18 protein-coding genes are annotated in these 17930 nt (G+C 71.2%); 8 read left to right on the top strand and 10 right to left on the bottom strand.

Annotated features, from left to right (window positions below; all coding sequences use genetic code 11):
• Positions 1–2: 2 nt before the first annotated feature.
• The 3 genes from SSP08S_RS22660 to SSP08S_RS22650 form a co-directional block, all read right to left on the bottom strand.
• Positions 3–752 (bottom strand): PIG-L deacetylase family protein, encoded by a 750-nt coding sequence (locus SSP08S_RS22660; RefSeq protein ID WP_019069922.1) that lies wholly within the window; start codon positions 750–752, stop codon positions 3–5.
• A 61-nt stretch (positions 753–813) separates the two neighbouring features.
• Complete coding sequence (locus SSP08S_RS22655) at positions 814–1464, bottom strand: GntR family transcriptional regulator (RefSeq protein ID WP_019069921.1); 651 nt, start codon at positions 1462–1464, stop codon at positions 814–816.
• 164 nt (positions 1465–1628) lie between these two features.
• Positions 1629–2483, bottom strand: a complete 855-nt coding sequence (locus SSP08S_RS22650; RefSeq protein WP_019069920.1) for a LysR family transcriptional regulator — start codon at positions 2481–2483, stop codon at positions 1629–1631.
• Positions 2484–2647: 164 nt separating this feature from the next.
• On the opposite strand from SSP08S_RS22650, the gene SSP08S_RS22645 reads away from it, so the two are divergent.
• Positions 2648–3451 carry an EamA family transporter gene (locus SSP08S_RS22645; RefSeq protein ID WP_019069919.1) on the top strand — a complete coding sequence of 268 codons (804 nt, stop codon included), beginning with the start codon at positions 2648–2650 and terminating at the stop codon, positions 3449–3451.
• A gap of 26 nt (positions 3452–3477) precedes the next feature.
• Here SSP08S_RS22645 and SSP08S_RS22640 read toward each other — a convergent pair whose 3' ends face one another.
• The 7 genes from SSP08S_RS22640 to SSP08S_RS22610 all read right to left on the bottom strand — a co-directional run bounded on the left by SSP08S_RS22640 (position 3478) and on the right by SSP08S_RS22610 (position 9329).
• Positions 3478–4317, bottom strand: coding sequence for an SDR family oxidoreductase (locus tag SSP08S_RS22640; protein WP_019069918.1), 840 nt, complete (start codon positions 4315–4317; stop codon positions 3478–3480).
• On the bottom strand, positions 4298–5473 hold the full coding sequence (locus tag SSP08S_RS22635; RefSeq protein ID WP_019069917.1) for an NAD(P)/FAD-dependent oxidoreductase: 1176 nt from the start codon (positions 5471–5473) through the stop codon (positions 4298–4300). Before SSP08S_RS22635 ends, SSP08S_RS22640 begins: the two co-directional genes overlap by 20 nt.
• The gene (locus tag SSP08S_RS22630; RefSeq protein ID WP_019069916.1) at positions 5470–5667 is read right to left on the bottom strand and encodes a ferredoxin; all 198 of its coding nucleotides are present in this window, start codon (positions 5665–5667) and stop codon (positions 5470–5472) included. The genes SSP08S_RS22635 and SSP08S_RS22630 overlap by 4 nt, the downstream gene beginning before the upstream one ends.
• A gap of 41 nt (positions 5668–5708) precedes the next feature.
• Complete coding sequence (locus SSP08S_RS22625) at positions 5709–6950, bottom strand: cytochrome P450 (RefSeq protein ID WP_019069915.1); 1242 nt, start codon at positions 6948–6950, stop codon at positions 5709–5711.
• Between the two features lie 335 nt (positions 6951–7285).
• Positions 7286–8005 (bottom strand): DUF6082 family protein, encoded by a 720-nt coding sequence (locus SSP08S_RS22620; protein WP_019069914.1) that lies wholly within the window; start codon positions 8003–8005, stop codon positions 7286–7288.
• Positions 8006–8138: 133 nt separating this feature from the next.
• Entirely contained in the window at positions 8139–8855 is a 717-nt protein-coding gene (locus SSP08S_RS22615; RefSeq protein ID WP_019069913.1) for a response regulator transcription factor, read from the bottom strand.
• Between the two features lie 291 nt (positions 8856–9146).
• The gene (locus SSP08S_RS22610; RefSeq protein WP_019069912.1) at positions 9147–9329 is read right to left on the bottom strand and encodes a hypothetical protein; all 183 of its coding nucleotides are present in this window, start codon (positions 9327–9329) and stop codon (positions 9147–9149) included.
• Between the two features lie 202 nt (positions 9330–9531).
• On the opposite strand from SSP08S_RS22610, the gene SSP08S_RS22605 reads away from it, so the two are divergent.
• From SSP08S_RS22605 to SSP08S_RS22575, 7 genes are all read left to right on the top strand, one after another.
• Complete coding sequence (locus SSP08S_RS22605) at positions 9532–10692, top strand: sensor histidine kinase (RefSeq protein WP_019069911.1); 1161 nt, start codon at positions 9532–9534, stop codon at positions 10690–10692.
• A 22-nt stretch (positions 10693–10714) separates the two neighbouring features.
• Positions 10715–11359 (top strand): response regulator, encoded by a 645-nt coding sequence (locus tag SSP08S_RS22600; RefSeq protein WP_026178736.1) that lies wholly within the window; start codon positions 10715–10717, stop codon positions 11357–11359.
• A 156-nt stretch (positions 11360–11515) separates the two neighbouring features.
• Positions 11516–13720 carry an MMPL family transporter gene (locus SSP08S_RS22595; RefSeq protein WP_158697190.1) on the top strand — a complete coding sequence of 735 codons (2205 nt, stop codon included), beginning with the start codon at positions 11516–11518 and terminating at the stop codon, positions 13718–13720.
• 145 nt (positions 13721–13865) lie between these two features.
• A complete protein-coding gene (locus SSP08S_RS22590) occupies positions 13866–15074 on the top strand; it encodes a sensor histidine kinase (RefSeq protein ID WP_019069908.1) in 1209 nt (402 codons plus the stop codon).
• On the top strand, positions 15071–15760 hold the full coding sequence (locus tag SSP08S_RS22585) for a response regulator (RefSeq protein ID WP_019069907.1): 690 nt from the start codon (positions 15071–15073) through the stop codon (positions 15758–15760). The genes SSP08S_RS22590 and SSP08S_RS22585 overlap by 4 nt, the downstream gene beginning before the upstream one ends.
• Positions 15761–16003: 243 nt before the next feature.
• Positions 16004–16975, top strand: a complete 972-nt coding sequence (locus tag SSP08S_RS22580; RefSeq protein ID WP_026178735.1) for an ATP-dependent DNA ligase — start codon at positions 16004–16006, stop codon at positions 16973–16975.
• Between the two features lie 138 nt (positions 16976–17113).
• Complete coding sequence (locus SSP08S_RS22575; RefSeq protein ID WP_019069905.1) at positions 17114–17890, top strand: NPP1 family protein; 777 nt, start codon at positions 17114–17116, stop codon at positions 17888–17890.
• Positions 17891–17930: the final 40 nt, after the last annotated feature.

The raw sequence follows: 17930 nt of genomic DNA, 5'->3' as shown, positions 1-17930 counted from the left end.
GGCTATGCCAGCTCCTTCGCGATCTGCGGGTACGGGCGCATGTACGCCTCGGCCATCGTCTTGTGGGCCAGGCCCAGGTTCGGGCCGGCGTTGCGCTTGAGCTGGACGCCCCGGCGGACGGCCAGGTCGGTGTAGTAGTCCCACAGGTGCTGCTGGGCGCCGAGGCACTCCATCGCCTTGCGCTTGGTGTCCCAGACGTCGGTGATGTCGAGGAGGACCTCGGGCTTGAAGCCGCTCATCTCGGGCTGGTGCGGTTCGAAGTAGAAGACCGGCGGGGCGCCGATGATCTCGCCCTCGCCGGGGTAGCCGATGGCCTGCGCCAGGACACGGGCCTCCAGCGCCATCCGGTTGGCGGCCGGGTGGTCGCCGTTGTACGGGTCCTCGGTGGGGTGGGTGAGCACGACGTCCGGCTGCGTCTCGCGGTAGACGGCGACGAGTTGGTCGGTCAACTCGGCGGTGGCGACCAGGGGGTAGTCGCCGGCGTCGTAGAAACGGACCTCGGCGCCGAGGGTGGCCGCGGCACGCTCGGCCTCGTCCCTCCGTATCGCCTTGATCTCGTCCAGCTTCTTGCCCTCGCGCCAGGCCTTGGCGGACTCGCCGCGCTCGCCGAAGGTCAGACAGGCGATGGTGACCTTCTCGCCACGGGCGGCGGCCAGGGCGATGGCCCCGCCCGCCCGCCACACGAAGTCCCCGGCGTGCGCCGTGACGACGAGTGTCGATCGTGGGGATGCGGGCGCGTTGCCGTGCGTCATTGCGTCAATCTCCTTGGTGGACAGGTGTGCGCCCGCCCCGGATGTGCCGATCCGCCGCGCCTCAGTCGCGCAACGCCTCGATCACACTGGTGAGATGGGCGCGGACGGCCGCCTCGGCCGCCTGCGGGTCCCTGGCCGTGATCGCCTCGATCATGGCCAGATGCTCGTTCAGGGACTGCTGCGGACGCCCCGGCCGCAGCGCCAACTGGAAGCGGTGACGCACCAGTTGGGCGTTGAGCCGCTCCAGCAGGGCCAAGGCCGTCTGCTGGCCGGAGAACTCCCGGACCTTGTCGTGCAGTTCGTGGTTGAGCTCGGAGTACGTCACCGGCTCACCGTCGGCCACGGCCTTCGTCATGGCCCGGCCCAGGTCCGCCAGTTCGGCCAGTTGGTCGTCGCTCGCCGCGACGGCCGCCTTGGCCGCGCACAGTCCCTCCAGGACCATGCGGCACTCCGTGATGGCGACCGCTTCGTCCACGGTCACCACCCGCACCCGGGAGCCCCGGTTGCGGATCCGCTCGACCAGTCCTTCGGCCGCCAGATCGATCAACGCCGCGCGGATGCTGGCCCGCGTCACATCGAGTTGCTCGGCGAGCTCGTTCTCCACCAGCCGCTGTGCCGGCGCCATGTCGCCGTGCAGGATCGCCTGCCGCAGCTGCGTGAGCGCATGCTGCTTGGCCTGCTCCCCGGTGCTCGGACGGGCTTCTTTCGGCATCGTTGCCCTCCCTGAGTGAGTGCCTGTCGAACCTAAATCTAGCCAAACAAGATTGTCAACAATTTTGTCCGCCGTATTGCACGCATGCTTCCGCCCATACTTACCCCAGACATGCCGCCGCCCGCCCATGGACCGGCCGTGGACGGGCGGTGAACCGTCTCCCGCTACGGCTCGCGGTAGAGCGCGGTGAGCAGTTCCAGCACGGCCTGGGTGGCGGGATGCGGGTCGTCCTTCCACCAGGCGAGCCGGACGGCGATGGGCTCGCCGTCGCGCACCGGGCGGTAGACGACTCCGGGCCTCGGGTACTGGTTGGCGGTCGACTCGGCGGTCATGCCGACACTGCGGCCGGTGGCGATCACCGTGAGCCAGTCGTCGACGTCGTGGACGTCCTCGGTGACCGGGCGGCAGTCGGGCGGCCACAGGTCGGCGGTGGTGGTGCCGGTACGGCGGTCGACGAGGAGGGTGCGCCCGGCGAGGTCGGCCAGCCGGACCGAGCGGCGACGCGCGAGGGGGTCGTCGGAGGCCATGGCGCACAGCCGTCGCTCCAGCCCGACGATGGCCGACTCGAACCGCCGGTCGCCGAGGGGCCGGCGGACGACGGCCAGGTCGCAGGCGCCCTCCCCGAGCCCGGAGGTGGCGGAGTTGACGCGGACCAGGTGCAGGTCGGTCTCCGGGTGCGCCCGGCTCCAGCGGCGCTGGAAGGGGAGCGTGTGCCGGCCGAGCGCCGACCACGCGTAGCCGATGCGCAGATGGGCGTGGCCCAAGGTGGCGTCCAGGACCAGGTCGTCGACCTCCCCGAGGACCCGCCGGGCGTGCGCGACCACCCGCAGCCCGGTGCTCGTCGGGGTCACCGACCGGGAGGTGCGCCTCAACAGCCTTACACCCAGGGCCTGTTCGAGGGAGGCGAGGGTGCGGGAGACGGCGGCCTGGGAGACGCCGAGCGCGAGGGCGGCGTCCGTGAAGGTGCCTTCGTCGACGATCGCGACGAGACACCGCAACTGCCTCAGCTCCAGATCCATGACTCCAGCGTATAGATCGCCCGGCTGATGCATTTTGCGCAAGTGCGGGTGAGGCGCACGATCGGAACATGCCTGGAGCCTCCGCAGCGACAACTCCCTTGACCGCCACGTCACATGGCACCCCGCGGCCGTCTTCCCGGGTGGGCCTCGCCGGGGTGGCCACCATGGCCGGCAGCGGGCTGTCCAACCAGACGGGTGCCGCGCTCGGCTCCCTCGCCTTCCCCGTCATCGGGCCGGTGGGGGTCGTCGCGGTGCGCCAGTACGTCGCCGCGGCCGTGCTGTTCGCCGTGGGCAGGCCCCGGCTGCGGGAGTTCACCCGGCGGCAGTGGTGGCCGGTCCTGCTGCTGGCGATGGTGTTCGGAACGATGAACCTGTCCCTGTACACCGCGATCGACCGGGTCGGCCTCGGCCTGGCGGTGACCCTGGAGTTCCTGGGTCCGCTGTCCATAGCGCTGGCCGCGACCCGGCGGCGCGTGGACGTCCGCTACGCGCTGATCGCGACGGCGGGCGTGGTGACGCTGATGCGCCCTCGCCCTTCGGCGGACTATCTGGGCATGGGCCTCGGGCTGCTCGCCGCCGCGTGCTGGGCGTCGTACATCCTGCTCAACCGGACTGTGGGCAGCCGCATCCCCGGGGCGCAGGGTTCGGCGGCCGCGGCCGGGGTGTCCGCGCTGATGTTCCTGCCGGTCGGGATCGTCGTCGCGGTCCGGCATCCGCCGACGCTCGCGGCGGCCGGGTGTGCGGTGGCGGCCGGGGTGCTGTCGTCGGCGGTGCCGTATCTGGCCGACATGTTCACGCTGCGCCGGGTGCCCGCCCCCGCCTTCGGGCTGTTCATGAGCGTCAACCCTGTGCTCGCCGCCGTGGTCGGCTGGATCGGCCTCGGTCAGCGGCTGGGCTGGGCGGAGTGGGCGGGCATCGGAGCCGTCGTGGCGGCGAACGCGCTGAGCATTCTCACGTCACGGGACTGAACCGGCCGAGGCCCGCCCTTCCGCCGTCACCGCCGCATGTGGCGACGCACCCACGCGGCCTGCCCGCCGTCGACGAGCAGATCGGTGCCGGTGATGAACTGCGCCTGCGGGCCGGTGAGAAAGGCCACGGCCTCGGCGATCTCGCCGGGGGTGCCGGTACGTCCGGCACCGCAGTCGCCGAGCATCTTCAGCATGTGCCCGCCGTGCGGCGACTCGGCCTCCGCCTTCGACATCGCGGTGGAGATCACGCCGGGGCTGACGGTGTTGATGCGGGCGCCGCGCAGGTTCCAGGCGAGTGCGGCGGCCTCCACGCGCACATGGTTGGCGCGTTTGGCGACCATGTAGGCGCGCAGCGAGTCGTCGCCGACGGCCGCGACGACCGGCAGGGAGAGCAGTTCCTCCGCCGGGGCCGTCGCCAGGGCGGCCTCTTCCTCGGGACTGAGCGAGGCGTAGTGCCCTGCCATGCTGGACACCGCGACCAGGGCGGTGCCACGCCTCGCCACCGCCTCGAAGGCGTCGATCACATGGACCGTGCCCAGCAGGTCGACCTCCAGGATCGTCCGCGCCGACGCGATCGAGGCGGAGACCCCGGCCGTGTGCGCCACGGCGACGACCCTGCCTTCGCCGGCCGCCGTCTGCGCGAGCTTCGCTACGGCCGTACGGTCGGAGATGTCGGTGAGGACGCCGTGCGCCGCGTAGCCCTCGGCGCGCAACGCGGCGACGGTGCGGTCGAGTTGGCCGCGCGAGGCGTCGGCGAGGAAGAGGGTGCGTCCGCTGCCGAGGCGGCGGGCGATCGCCGTTCCCATGCCTCCGGCGCCGGTGACCACGACGACGTCGCGGGGTTCCTCAGACGGTCGTCGCGCCATGGACGGCCTCCTGCCAGTTCACTCCGGCGGCGATGGCGAGCCGCCAGCCGCGGATCGCTTTCGGGGGCATGCCGACCGCGAGGGCGCCGGTGAGCCGGTCGCCGGTGCGGTAGGCGGCGACGAACCGCCGCTCCCCCACGTCCCCCTCCACGACAGCGACTTCGTCGTGGCCGCGCAGATAACCGTGGGCCTGGATCTTCATGTCGTACTGGTCGGACCAGAAGTACGGCACGGGCGCGAACGCCTTGCGTGCCTGGGAGTCGAGGAGGTTGCGGGCGGCGGCCATGCCCTGCTCGGCCGCGTTGGTGCGGTGCTCGATCCGCATCGATGTCCCGAACAGCGGGTTGTACCAGCGGGCGACGTCACCGGCCGCGTAGACGTTCCGGGCGGCCTCGCAGTACTCGTCGCACACCACGCCGTCGCCCACCGAGAGGCCGCTGTCGGCGAGCCACCCGGTGTTCGGCAACGAGCCGATGGCGACCAGCACTTCGTCGGCCTCGACCTCTTCGCCGTCCCCGAGCCGTACGCCCTCGTCGGTCACCTCGGTGACGGAGACCCCGGTGCGCAGGTTCACGCCGTGGTCCACGTGGGCCTGGGCCAGCACCTGGCCGACCTGCTCGCCGATCGCGTGCGCCAGGGGCACGGGCGCCGGTTCCAGCAAGGTCACTCGAGCACCCAGCCGCCAGGCCACGGCGGCGGCCTCGGCGCCGAGGAAACCGGCGCCGACCACGACCAACCGCCGCCCCGGAGCGAGCCGTTCGCGCAGTGTGAGGGCGTCGTCGAGCGTGCGCAGGACATGCGCGCCCTCGCCGGGCAGCCGCCGGGGGCGCACCCCGGTGGCGATGATCAGCCCGTCGTACGGGACCTGCGCGCCGTCCGAGAGCGTCACCTCCTGTGCGGTGAGGTCGAGTCCGGTCGCGGCGACGCCGAGGCGCAGGTCGAGGTCGTGCCCGGCGAGGTCGGCCGGGGTGCGCAGGGCGATCCGGTCCGGTTCCCACTCGGCGGCGAGGACCTGCTTGGACAACGGCGGTCTGTCGTACGGCAGATGGGACTCCTCGCCGACGAGGGTGACGGTGCCGTCGTAGCCCTCGCGGCGGAGCGTCTCGGCCGCCGCGAGTCCGGCGGCCGAGGCTCCGACGACGACGATTCGCTTCACCGCTCCACCAGTCGGATGGCCGCGGCCGGGCAGACCGCCACGGCTTCCCGTACGTCGTCGACGAGTTCGGCTCCGGGGTGCTCCTCCAGGAGGATGGCCACCCCGTCCTCGTCCCGCTGGTCGAAGACGTCGGGGGCGGCCACTACGCACTGCCCGGAGGCGACGCATTTCGGTTCGTCGAGTTCGACCTTCATGGCTGTGTCCTTTGCTCTGTTGTTCGTTGACGAGGGGGTGGTCACCAGGCGACGGGCAGACAGGCCACGCCGTACGTCGTGCCGGTGCGGTCGAAGGCCAACTGCTCGACGGGGGCGGCCAGTCGGAGGGTCGGGACGCGGCGGTAGAGAGTGCCGTAGACGACCTGGAGTTCGAGGCGGGCGAGGTTCTGGCCGAGGCACTGGTGGGGGCCGTAGCCGAAGGCCTGGTGCTGGCGGGCGTTGCGGGTGACGTCGAGGCGGTCGGCCTCGGGGAAGGCCTCGGGGTCCCAGTTCGCCGCGTGCAGGTCGAAGATCATGCCCTCGCCGGCCCTGATGGTGACGCCGCCGATCTCGATGTCGGCCTTGGCGACGCGGCGGACTCCGGTCTGCACGATGGTGAGGTAGCGCAGGAGTTCGTCCACGGCTCCGGCGATGACCTTCGGGTCGTCCGTGTCGCGCACCAGGGTGAGTTGGGCGGGGTTCTGGAGCAGGGCGAGGGTGCCGAGGCTGATCATCGTGGCGGTGGTCTCGTGCCCGGCGATGAGCATGGCGACGCCCATGTGGACGGCCTCGGCGCGGGTCATCTCACCCTTCTTCACCCGCTCCGCCATCTCGGAGAGCAGACCCTCGCCCGGGTTCTCCAGCTTCAGCCCGACGAGCGTGTCCAGATAGGCGGCCAGCGCCCCGCTCGCCTCGCGCGCCTCCTGGGGCGAGGCGGCGCTGTCGAGCGCGATGCTGCTGCTGCGCTGGAAGAAGTCGTGGTCCTCGTACGGCACTCCGAGCAGTTCGGCGATGACCAGTGACGGGACGGGCAGGGCGAGCGCGGTGAGCAGGTCGGCCGGGTTGGGGCCGGCGAGCATGTCGTCGATCAGCTCGTCGACGATCTTCTGGACGGGCGCCCGCATGGCCTCGATGCGCTTGACGAGGAAGGGCGCGTTGACCGTCCGGCGCAGCCGGGTGTGTTCGGGGGCGTCGGTGTTGGTGATCAGGCGCGGGGTGTGCGGGGCGATCTCGGCGCGGTGCGCGTTGACGTAGGGGAAGCCGGGTTCCAGGTCGTCGTCGCTGACGCGCGGGTCGGTGAGCAGGGCGCGCTGGTCGGCGTGGCGGGTGATCAGCCAGGGCGTGGCGCCGTTCCAGATACGGACCCTGCTGATCGGTTTCCCGTCCCGCAGTCCGTGCACGGCCGGCGGCGGGGCGAGCGGGCAGCGCGCGTCCCGCTGCATCGGATATCCGGGGACCGCGGCTGCCGTGTCGGGCGCGGTGCCGGTCAGGGTGTCGGCCATGTCTCTCCTCGGTGGTGGGGGGCTCCGCCTGGGGCGGGCGCCGGGGTGGTGCCGACGAGGCCTCGATGAGCACATGCAAACAGAGCGGACTGACGGCTTCCGGTCAGTTGACTGACATCTATCTGACGTGACCCAGATCACCCGTCAACGGCGTTGCCGTGCACCGGACAGCGATGCCAGGGAGGGTGAACTCAGTTGAATTAACTGCGAGTTGACGGATGGAGGCGTGACGACGGCGACTCGCGGCAGGAATGCGAAAAGGGTGGGGTCACGTCACCGTGACCCCACCCCGCAGTCCACTGCACAGACTGTCCATATTTGCTGTGCAGAATCTCCTACCGGCGACTCCGCAGCAGCGACCCGAGCGCCAGGCCCGCGCCCAGACCGGCCAGAGCGCCGACCGATGCCCGCCACGCGGGCGACGACCCCACGACGGGTACGGCAGGCGGACGGGAGACGATCGGCGAGCGGGTCGGTGGTCCGGAAGCCGCCGCCCGAGCGTGTTCCTCGCCCACGATGGCCAGAAAGCGGCGACCGACCCGGCTTCCGGAGGAACTGGCGATCCACGAAGGGTGAGCCCGGCTCCAGTAGTGCCGCCCGGCCTCTCCGGTGAACATCCCGGCGAGCATGTCCCGCAGCAGACTCTCGCGGATGGTCCCGATCTCGAAGCCCATCCAGGCGTAATTCATCATGAGGTCGGCATAGACGTGCCGCTTCCGCTCATGCGGATCGACGATGTCCGAATCGCCCCAGACGTGCTGATACAGCGCCATGTCGTCGAGTTCCAGGCGGACCAGTTCGAGGTAGTAACTGCGGATCCCCTGGACCTGGTCCGCCCTGGCCTGCCGGTTCTGCACACCCAGGGAAACGGCGACTCCGGCCAGCGCCAGCGCCGAGACGACGGCCGACGTGAAGCCGTACGCCGCGCCGACCTGGCCCAGCCTGTTCCAGTCCACGCCCTTGGAGTCCGAGAACTCCTCCAGCGCGAAGGGCGACAACAGCACCACCGCCAGCGCGAGTGCCGCGGCGGCGATCAGCCCCAGGATTCTTCCCACTCGACGCGCCGACCCCGCAGCCGCGGACCCATGACGGACTATCAGATCGATCACCCCCAGGCGGGCCTGCCCCAGTGACCAGGCCGAGCCCGGTGCAGCCTACTTCCAGCCGACACGCACAACCTGACAACCCCTACCCCGCCGCCCGCCCGAGCCAGTACCCGAAGCCCCGCCGCGTATGGATGAGCGCCGCACCCTCCTGGTCCACCTTGCGCCGGAGGCGGGAGATCAGCTGCTCCATCGCGTTGTCTCCGCGGAAGTCGCCCCAGACGTACCGGCTGATCTGTTCCTTGGACAGCACCTTGTGCGCGTTGATCAGGAGGTGGCGCAGCAGCCGGTACTCCGCCGGTGTGAGATCGAGGGTGCGCCGGCCGCGTCGCGCCTGGCAGGTGGTGTCGTCCAGGACCAGGTCGGCGTAGTGGAGGGCGCCGTCGCGGCCGCCGCCCGTGGCGCGCAGTAACACCTGGATACGGGCGAGCACTTCGGCGATCCGGAACGGCTTGGTGACGTAGTCCCGCTCCCCCGCGCCCAGTTCGGGCAGCAGTCTGTCGAGGGCGTCCCAGGCGGTGAGCAGCAGGACGGGCGGGCGGTGCGTGACGAGCCGGCCACCCTGTTCGAGGGCGTCCATCCCGGGCAACTCGGCGTCGATGACAACCAGTTCGAACCGCTGCTCCGCCAGCCGCGACACCACTTCGGTGCCGCTGCCGGCCGTCCTGATCCGGTAGCCGGCCAACTCCAGTGTCGTGGACAGGAGTTCGGCGTTGTCCGGCTCGTCCACGGCGACGAGCAGGTGTTGCCCGCCACCGCGGGCCGGTGATCGTGTCTCACTGATGCTGCCGTACGTGGACATGCGCTCAGCCTACCGTCCTGCTTGCCTGACTCAAGCAATGTCCATTCGATTGCTTGACTCAAGTAAGTCACATATGCTTGCCTAACTCAAGGAAGCCCGGCCTTGAGGACGGGCAGCGGAAAGCAGGAGCACAACTGAGCCTTCGCTCACCAGAGCCGGGGCCGCCTTGAGCGGAAGGCGGCTCCCGCGCCGAACCCGTGGGGACGGGGGTCGGCGCTGTCCCGGACCCGGTCGCCGGCCACTCCCCCAGATCGGCGCCGGGTCCGTGGACACATTGCCTCGCGTGGTGCGTCAGACCGTTTTCCGGCGGGTGCGGAACAGGCTGACGCCCGCCCCGAGCGAGACCGCCCCCATGCCGACGCCGGTCAGTACGGCCTGCGGGCCGTCGGTCACGAAAGGCGCGGCGATGGCGACGACCAGGTTGAACAGGAACAGGAACCACAGCACGGGTCTCGACGCAAGCAGCGGCTTCATGAATGGTTTCCTCCGGATCGAGCAGACTTGGATCTTGGTTGACGTGGTGCTTCAACGATTCCGTCGTCCGCCCGACGACACGAGGGAGCGATCTCCCGAACCCCCGGTGGAACGGTCTCCCGAGCCCGTGGTGGAGTGGGCTCCACCACTGCCGCGCGGTCCGCGCCCGCACCGAGCACCCCCTGCGCCTAACCTGATCTCCATGCGGGCAACCCTGCGCCAGGCGGGCCGGGCGACACTTCATCTGGTCATCTCCGCCGCGATGGCCTTCGGGTCGTACATCTTCATCACCGTGCTCCTGATCACCGCGATCCTCACGGTCTCGGTGGTCGGCGCGTTCATGCTGCCCGAGACCGTGCTGCTGATACGGCGGATCGCCGGGGCCAAGCGGCAGCAGGCGGGCGCCTGGACCGGGCGGAAGATCCCCGAGGCGTACCAGCCGCTGGACGGCACCGTCCGGGAGCGGCTGCGCACGGCGGTCCGCGATCCGAGCACGCTGACCGACTTCCGCTGGATGGTGGCCTACTACGCCTACGGCGCGCTGCCCGTGCTGATGCTGCCGTTGTGGCCGCTGGGTCTGGTCGTCGACGGGGTGTGGTGCGGGCTGCTGCGCCGCGAGGCCGTCGTGCTGCCACTGATCAGCCGGCTCGCGGACCTGGACGCCGAGTGGTCGACCGTCCTGCTCAAGCCGTCACCGAAGGCTCAACTTGCCGTACGGGTCGAGGAGTTGGTGCAGACCCGGGCGGGCGCGATCGCCGCGCACGGGGCCGAACTGCGCCGGATCGAGCGGGATCTGCACGACGGGACGCAGGCCCGGCTGGTGTCGCTGTCGATGCGCATCGGTCTCGCCAAGCGGGCCTACGACCAGGACCCGGCGGCGGCCCGTCGGATGCTCGACGAGGCGCAGACACTGGCCGAGGAGGCGCTGACGGATCTGCGGCACGTCGTCCGCGCGATCCATCCGCCGATCCTCACCGACCGCGGCCTGGTCGGCGCGGTGCGCGCGCTGGCCGCCAGCAGCGCGCTCGGTGTGAGTGTGACCGTGGACGGGCTGACCGACGGACACGACGGGCCGCGCGCCCCGGCGGCGGTGGAGGCGGCGGCGTACTTCGTGATCGCCGAGTCGCTGACCAACGCGGCCAAGTACAGCGGCGCCGACCGCGCCGAGGTCCATCTCGCCCGGGCCCGCACCGGACTGCGCGTCCAGGTGCGCGACGAGGGCAGAGGTGGCGCCGACGAGGCGGGCGGATCGGGGCTGCTCGGTATGCAGCGCCGGGTCGCCGCGCTCGACGGCAGTGTGACTGTGACCAGCCCCGCGGGGGGACCTACCGTGATCGAAGTGGAGCTGCCGTGCGTCTGGTGAGCGTAGTTGAGGCGGGACTGTCATGAGAGTCGTGATCGCCGAGGACAACGCCCTGCTCAGAGAGGGCCTGGTCCTCCTGCTGACGTCGGCCGGGCACGAGGTGGTGGCCGTCGCGGGCAGCGGGCCCGAGGTGCTGCCCGCGCTGCTCCAACACCGGCCGGACGTGGCCGTGTTGGACGTGCGGATGCCGCCCGGCTTCCGCGACGAGGGGCTGCGGGCCGCGCTGGAGGCTCGGGAGAAGATCCCGGGGCTGCCGGTGCTGGTGCTCTCGCAGTACGTCGAGGAGTCGTACGCCGCCGAGCTGTTGGGCGTCGGCGCGAGCGGGGTCGGCTATCTGCTCAAGGACCGGATCGGCCGCGTGGACGAGTTCCTCGACGCGCTGGACCGGGTGGCGGCCGGCGGTACCGCGCTCGACCCCGAGGTGGTGACGGAGCTGCTCACCCGGCGCCGCAATTCACCGCTGGACTCGCTGACCCCGCGCGAGCGCGAGGTGCTGAAGCTGATGGCGGAGGGCCACGACAACACGACGATCGCGAAGACCCTGGTCGTCACGGAACGCGCGGTCAGCAAGCACATCGGCAATGTGTTCCTGAAGCTGAGCCTGCCGCCGAGCGACAGCGGGCACCGCCGGGTGCTGGCCGTGCTGGCCTATCTGCAGAACGTGTGACACGCGCGCCGCCGGTCGTGCCAGGGGATGACACGGCCGGCGGCGCGTACTGCGTTCTCAGTAGCCGCGATTGTCGGCAGCCGCACGACGACGGGACAGGGGTCCGCCCGCGAGTCTGGGCCGGTCCCCGAGAGCAGATGTGGAGCACTCCGTCCCGTGGCTACTTTTCTCCATCGACTGGGCCGACTCGCCTTCCGACGGCGCTGGTTGGTCACCCTGTTCTGGGTGACCGTGCTGGCCGCCGTCGGCTTCGCCGCCGTCAAGGCTCCCGAGGCCCCCGACGAGGGGTCGTCCATGCCGGGGATCGAGTCCCAGAAGGCGTTCGACCTGCTGGGGAAGCGCTTCCCGGGTTCGGCCGCGGACGGCGCGAACGCGCGGATCGTGTTCGTGGCCCCGCACGGCGGGAAGATCACCGCGACCGCGAACAGAGCGGTCGTCGAGAAGCTCGTCACCGAGGCGGCTGACGGCTCCCAAGTCGCCTCCGCCGTCGACCCGTTCACGGCGAAGGCGGTGAGCGGGGACGCGACGACCGCGTACGCGACCGTCACCTTCAAGGTGAAGGCGCACGACCTGACCGAGGCCTCGAAGTCCCATCTCCAGAAGGCGATCGACCGGGCCCGTACGTCGGACCTCACCGTCGAGGTCGGCGGTACGGCGCTCGCGACCCAGCCGTCGGCGGGCGGCAGCGCCGAGGCGATCGGCATCGCGATCGCCGCCCTGGTGCTTCTGATCACCTTCGGTTCGCTCGCGGCGGCCGGACTGCCGCTGCTGACCGCGGTCGTCGGCGTGGGGATCGCCATGTCCTCGATCCTGGCCCTGTCCAAGGCCCTCAACCTGTCTTCCACGACAGGCACGTTGGCCACCATGCTGGGCCTCGCGGTCGGCATCGACTACGCCATGTTCGTGGTCTCCCGCTACCGCGAGGAGCGCTCCAAGGGCCACGCGCCCCAAGAGGCGGCGGGCCTCGCGGCCGGCACGGCGGGTTCGGCAGTCGTGTTCGCCGGTCTGACCGTTGTCATCGCTCTGGCCGGTCTGTCGGTGGTCGGCATCCCGACGCTCACCAAGATGGGGCTGGCCGCCGCCGGTGCGGTCGTCGTCTCCGTCCTCATCGCGCTGACGCTGGTCCCGGCGCTGCTCGGGTTCTGGCCGAACGCCGTGCTGTCCCGCTCCGCCCGCAAGAAGGGGCGTATCGAGGAGAACGGCGAGAACAACGGCGGCAGCCGCTGGGCGCGGCTCGTGCTGCGCCGTCCGGTCACCGTGCTGCTGCTCGGCGTGGTGGGCCTCGGGGCGCTCGCGCTTCCGGTGGCGGATCTCCAACTGGGCATGCCCGGCGACGAGGTGAAGTCCACGGCCACCACCGAACGCCGTGCCTACGACGACCTCGCCAAGGGCTTCGGGCCCGGTTTCAACGGGCCGTTGACCGTCGTGGTCGACGCGAAGTCGGCCGACGGCACGAAGGCCGCCGTATCGACGATCTCGAAGCGGATCGCGACCACCGAGGGCGTGGTCTCCGTCTCCTCGCCCCGCTTCAACCCGGCGGGCGACACCGCCGTCTTCTCGGCCGTCCCGTCGACCGGCCCCAGCGACGAGCGGACGAAGGACCTCGTCCACACCATCCGCGCCGAACGCCCGGCGATCGAGTCCGCGACCGGGACGACGTTCCTGGTCACGGGCACGACCGCGGTCAACATCGACGTGGCGCAGAAGGTACAGAACGCGCTGATCCCCTACCTCGCGGTGGTGGTCGGCCTGGCCGTCGTCCTCCTGCTGCTGGTCTTCCGCTCGGTCCTCGTCCCCCTGAAGGCCGCCCTCGGCTTCCTCCTGTCGGTGCTGGCCTCGCTCGGTTCGGTCGTCGCGGTCTTCCAATGGGGCCACGGCGCAAGCCTGTTGGGCGTGGAGCAGACCGGCCCGATCATGAGCATGATGCCGATCTTCCTGGTGGGCATCGTCTTCGGACTCGCCATGGACTACGAGGTGTTCCTCGTCGCCCGCATGCGGGAGGCCTACGTCCACGGGGACCGGCCGGCGCAGGCGATCGCGACCGGGTTCCGCTACAGCGCCCGGGTGGTCGTGGCCGCCGCGCTGATCATGATGGCGGTGTTCTCGGGCTTCATCGGGGCCGGCGAGTCGATGATCAAGATGATCGGCTTCGGGCTCGCGGCGGCCGTGCTGCTCGACGCCTTCGTCGTCCGGATGGCGATCGTGCCCGCCGTACTGGCGCTGCTGGGCCGGGCCGCCTGGTGGCTGCCGCGCCCGCTGGACCGGCTGCTGCCGAACATCGACGTCGAGGGCGAGGCGCTCACCCGCCGGGAACCCGCGGCCCCCGCCGTGCCCGAACCCGTACCGGTCACCCGTGCCTGACTCCGCTCCTCCCCCGCCGGGCCGCCCGCAGAGCGTGACGCGGGCGGCCCCGCCGCCTGTCCGCGGACCCCACCGGCGGTGCCCGGCCGCAGGTCAGGACCGGGCATCGCCGACCATGGAAGCAGGAGACCCACCGGAGACACCGATGCACCACAGCTGGCAGCGCTACGCGGACGAGCACATCCGCACCGTCGACACCATGTCGGCGGTGCTGCTGTTCGCCATGTTCCTCTTCGGCAGCGAGCTGAACGTGCCGCGCGGTCCCGGGCCCGACGCGGTGGCCCCCACCATCGCGCTCGCCACGGTCTCCTGCGCGGCGCTGTTCTGGCAGCGGACCCACCCCCGCGCGGTCGTCGCCGTGACGGCGGTCGCCGCCGCCGGGGCCGCCGCGCTGGGCTGCCTCCTCACCCCGCTGATGCTGGGGCCGCTGATGCTGGCCCTGTACCGGCTGGCCGTTCTCACCCGCCGCAGGACGGCCCGCCGCTACTTCCTCGCGTCGGTCGTGCTGCTGGTGACCACGGCGACGCTGGTGGACCCGGTGCATCACCCCTGGCCGTTCAAGACGGTCGGCCCGGCCGCCTGGCTGCTGCTGCCGGTCGTCGCCGGGAACGCGCTCCGGCTCCGGGACGCCTACCTGGAGGCGGTGCAGGCGCGTGCCGAGTACGCCGAGCGCAGCCGGGAGGAGGAGGCCCGGCACCGGGTGGCCGAGGAACGGATGCGCATCGCGAGGGAGTTGCACGACGTCGTCGCCCACCATCTGGCCCTGGCCCACGCCCAGGCCGGCACCGCCGCCCACCTCGCGCGCACCCATCCCGACCATGTGCAGAAGATCCTGACCGAGCTCGCCGGTACGACGTCCTCCGCGCTGCGCGAGATGAAGGGAACAGTGGGGCTGCTGCGCCGGCCCGACGATCCCGGCGCGCCGTTGGCCCCGAGCCCGGGGCTGGCCCAACTCCCCGAGCTGACAGGCGCGTTCGCCACCGCCGGACTCGCGGTCACCGTCACCACGGAGGGCGAACGGCGCCCGCTGTCGGCCGGGGTGGACCTGACGGCGTACCGGATCGTGCAGGAGGCGCTCACCAACGTCAGCAAGCACGCCACGACCGGGGCGGCCCAGGTGCGCCTGCGCTACTCCCACGACCGCCTGACCGTCACCGTCTCCGACGACGGAGCGGGTACGACCGTCCCGGCGCCGTCCACGGGCCAGGGCTTCGGGCTGATCGGGATGCGGGAGCGCGCCCGGTCGGTCGGCGGTGCCCTGCGGGCCGGGCACCGAGTCGGGGGCGGCTTCGAAGTCACCACCGAACTGCCGCTGTACCCAAGCGTCTTGGAACCGGAAGAAAGAACCCCATGACCATCCGCGTACTGCTCGCCGACGACCAGGCCCTGCTGCGGGCCACCTTCCGGATCCTGATCGACACCTGCGAGGGCATGGAGGTGGTCGGCGAGGCGGCCGACGGCGCCGAGGCGATCGCACTGGCCGGTGAACACCGCCCCGACCTCGTCCTGATGGACATCCGCATGCCCGGCACCGACGGCCTGACCGCCACCACCGCGATCTGCGCCGACCCGGCACTGTCCGGCACCCGCGTCCTCATCCTCACCACCTTCGAGGTCGACGAGTACGTGGCCCAGGCGCTGCGGGCGGGCGCAAGCGGTTTCCTCGGCAAGGACGTCACCGCCGAGGCGCTGCTCGCCGGCATCCGCACGGTCGCGTCCGGCGAGTCCCTCCTCTCTCCGCTAGCCACCCGCACCCTGATCGCCCGTTTCCTGGCCACCCCCACGCCGAGCGCCCGACTGGCGACCCCCGACCGGCTCGACGTCCTCACCGCCCGGGAACGCGAGATCATGGCCATGGCCGCCGAGGGCCACTCGAACGACGAGATCGCCGAGAAGCTGTACGTCAGCCCGCTGACCGTCCGCACCCATGTGCACCGCGCCATGACCAAGCTGGACGCCCGCGACCGGGCCCAACTCGTCGTCATGGCCTACCAGTCGGGGCTGGTACAGGCACCGCCGCCGTCCGGTCCCGCGCTCTGACCCGGACCGCGTTCGCAGAGTCCCTCCCCCAGAGGGGGTACCCCCAGCCTGGCGACGCCCGGCACGCTCCCCCACTGCCCTGAGGGCGTGAGAGCTGCCCCTAGAGCCCAGAACACGCACCGGACGCGGCAAAGCCCGCCCTCGGGCGGACGACGGGACTTCGCGGACACGACCTGGCGCCCGTTCAGGCGAACCCCCCGCCGAAAAGGCGTGCCGCCCCCGCTCGCCGTCGACACCTGTGGCGTGCCCCTCCCCCGCATCGCACCCATGCTCGCCACCCCCGGCACCCTCCCGTCCGCCGGACAGGACGCCCGCTGGGCCTACGAGACCAAGCAGGACGGCCAGCGCGTACTGGTGTATCTCCCCGGCGACGGCAGTGTCGTCCTGCGCGCCCGCTCCGGTGCGGACATCACCGGCGCCTACCCCGAACTGCTGCCCCTGGGCCGCGAGTTGGGCAGCACTCGGGCGATCCTGGACGGCGAGGTGCTGGCCCTCGACGAACACGGCCGAGCCGACTTCCAGTTGCTGCAGAACCGGATGGGGCTGGCCGACTCGCCCGCTCTGGCGGCGCACCGAGCCGCGAACTCCCCTGTACATCTGGTGCTGTTCGACGTCCCGCACCTCGACCGGCCGCTCCTCGGCCTCCCTTACACCGACCGTCGCGCCGAGCTGGAGCGACTGGGACTGAACGGCCCGAACTGGTCAACTCCCGGCGCGCTCACGGGACATGGTGCCGAGGCTCTGCGGGCCACGCGCGAGCACGGGCTGGAGGGGCTGGTCTGCAAGCGGCTGGACTCGGTGTACGAGCCCGGGGTGCGGTCCCGGGCCTGGATCAAGATCCGCAATCTGCGCAGCGAGGACGTGCTGGTCGGCGGGTGGGTGCCGGGCAGGGGGCGGCTGTCGGGGTTGCCGGGCGCGGTGCTGGTGGGGCAGCGCGCGGGCGGCCGGCTGCGGTACGTCGGCAATGTGGGCACGGGCTGGAGCGCGGCCGAACGCGCCGAACTGGCCGCGCTGTTGCGGGCCGCCGGGACCGACGCCTGCCCCTTCGATCCGGTGCCGGCGGTGACCGGGGCGCGCTGGGTGGTGCCCCGGCTGGTCGGCGAGGTCCGCTACAGCACCCGCACCCGGGCCGGGATGCTGCGGCAGCCGTCCTGGCTGCGGCTGCGCCCCGACCTGGCACCGGAGGAGTCGGCCGCCGACCTGCCGGAGAACTGAGGAACTTGCGTAGCTCAAGTATTGGGCGGCGTGTCACCATCGTGACACCTCACCCCCTTGGCGCGTACATGAAAAGAAGGGACTCTGAAAGCCCTTTCCATCCACAGCCGTTGGGCTGCGCCCGAAGAGGAGAACGCAGTGTCGTCCCAGAAGTCCCGGACCCGCCGCGGAAGGTGGCTCGCCGGTCTCGGCGGTGCCGCCGTGCTCGTCATCGCCTTCCCCTCCGCCGCCTTCGCCGCCCCGCCCGCGGCGCTGCCCGCGAACGCCGAGACGGTGGAGAAGACGTATCTGCCCGCCTTCGACTACGACACGGACGGCTGCTACCCGACGCCCGCGATCGGCCCCGACGGCACCATCAATGGCGGCCTCAACCCCACGGGTTCACTCAGCGGCGAGTGCCACGACGCCTCGGACCTCGACAACACCAACAGCTACTCGCGCTACAAGTGCAACAACGGCTGGTGCGCCTACATGTACGGCCTGTACTTCGAGAAGGACCAGGCCGTCGCCAACTCCAGCATCGGCGGGCACCGCAACGACTGGGAACACGTCGTGGTGTGGGTCCAGAACGGCACGATCCAGTACGTGTCGACGTCCAACCACGGCTCGTTCACCGTGCACGCGGCCTCCGACGTCCGCTTCGACGGCACGCATGCCAAGATCGTCTACCACAAGGACGGCATCGGCACGCACGACTTCCGGCTCGCGAACGCCAACGACGAGCCGCCGGAGAACGACAAGCACACCTGGCAGTACCCGCCACTCGTCGGCTGGAACGGCTACCCGGCGGGCCTGCGCGACAAGTTGAGCGCCTACGATTTCGGCAGCGCGAACTTCGGGCTCAAGGACGCCAACTTCGTGGCCCACCTCACGTCGGCAAAGCCTTCCGGAATCACGTTCGACCCCACCGCCTGACGGTACCGTCCGCAGGGCACCATCGTTCTCAGGGCTCCCG

Source organism: Streptomyces hokutonensis (assembly GCF_000376565.1).
In the GTDB taxonomy this organism is placed as follows: Bacteria; Actinomycetota; Actinomycetes; order Streptomycetales; family Streptomycetaceae; genus Streptomyces; species Streptomyces hokutonensis.
This window is presented reverse-complemented; position numbering and strand designations above follow the sequence as displayed.

Excerpts from the sequence above, each read along its gene's own strand:
- SSP08S_RS22655 (WP_019069921.1), bottom strand. The coding sequence starts at position 1,464 with ATGCCGAAAGAAGCCCGTCCGAGCACCGGGGAGCAGGCCAAGCAGCAT.
- SSP08S_RS22660 (WP_019069922.1), bottom strand. The coding sequence starts at position 752 with ATGACGCACGGCAACGCGCCCGCATCCCCACGATCGACACTCGTCGTC.
- SSP08S_RS22610 (WP_019069912.1), bottom strand. The coding sequence starts at position 9,329 with ATGAAGCCGCTGCTTGCGTCGAGACCCGTGCTGTGGTTCCTGTTCCTG.
- SSP08S_RS22640 (WP_019069918.1), bottom strand. The coding sequence starts at position 4,317 with ATGGCGCGACGACCGTCTGAGGAACCCCGCGACGTCGTCGTGGTCACC.
- SSP08S_RS22585 (WP_019069907.1), top strand. The coding sequence starts at position 15,071 with ATGACCATCCGCGTACTGCTCGCCGACGACCAGGCCCTGCTGCGGGCC.
- SSP08S_RS22600 (WP_026178736.1), top strand. The coding sequence starts at position 10,715 with ATGAGAGTCGTGATCGCCGAGGACAACGCCCTGCTCAGAGAGGGCCTG.
- SSP08S_RS22645 (WP_019069919.1), top strand. The coding sequence starts at position 2,648 with ATGGCCGGCAGCGGGCTGTCCAACCAGACGGGTGCCGCGCTCGGCTCC.
- SSP08S_RS22605 (WP_019069911.1), top strand. The coding sequence starts at position 9,532 with ATGCGGGCAACCCTGCGCCAGGCGGGCCGGGCGACACTTCATCTGGTC.
- SSP08S_RS22625 (WP_019069915.1), bottom strand. The coding sequence starts at position 6,950 with ATGGCCGACACCCTGACCGGCACCGCGCCCGACACGGCAGCCGCGGTC.
- SSP08S_RS22650 (WP_019069920.1), bottom strand. The coding sequence starts at position 2,483 with ATGGATCTGGAGCTGAGGCAGTTGCGGTGTCTCGTCGCGATCGTCGAC.
- SSP08S_RS22590 (WP_019069908.1), top strand. The coding sequence starts at position 13,866 with ATGCACCACAGCTGGCAGCGCTACGCGGACGAGCACATCCGCACCGTC.
- SSP08S_RS22615 (WP_019069913.1), bottom strand. The coding sequence starts at position 8,855 with ATGTCCACGTACGGCAGCATCAGTGAGACACGATCACCGGCCCGCGGT.
- SSP08S_RS22630 (WP_019069916.1), bottom strand. The coding sequence starts at position 5,667 with ATGAAGGTCGAACTCGACGAACCGAAATGCGTCGCCTCCGGGCAGTGC.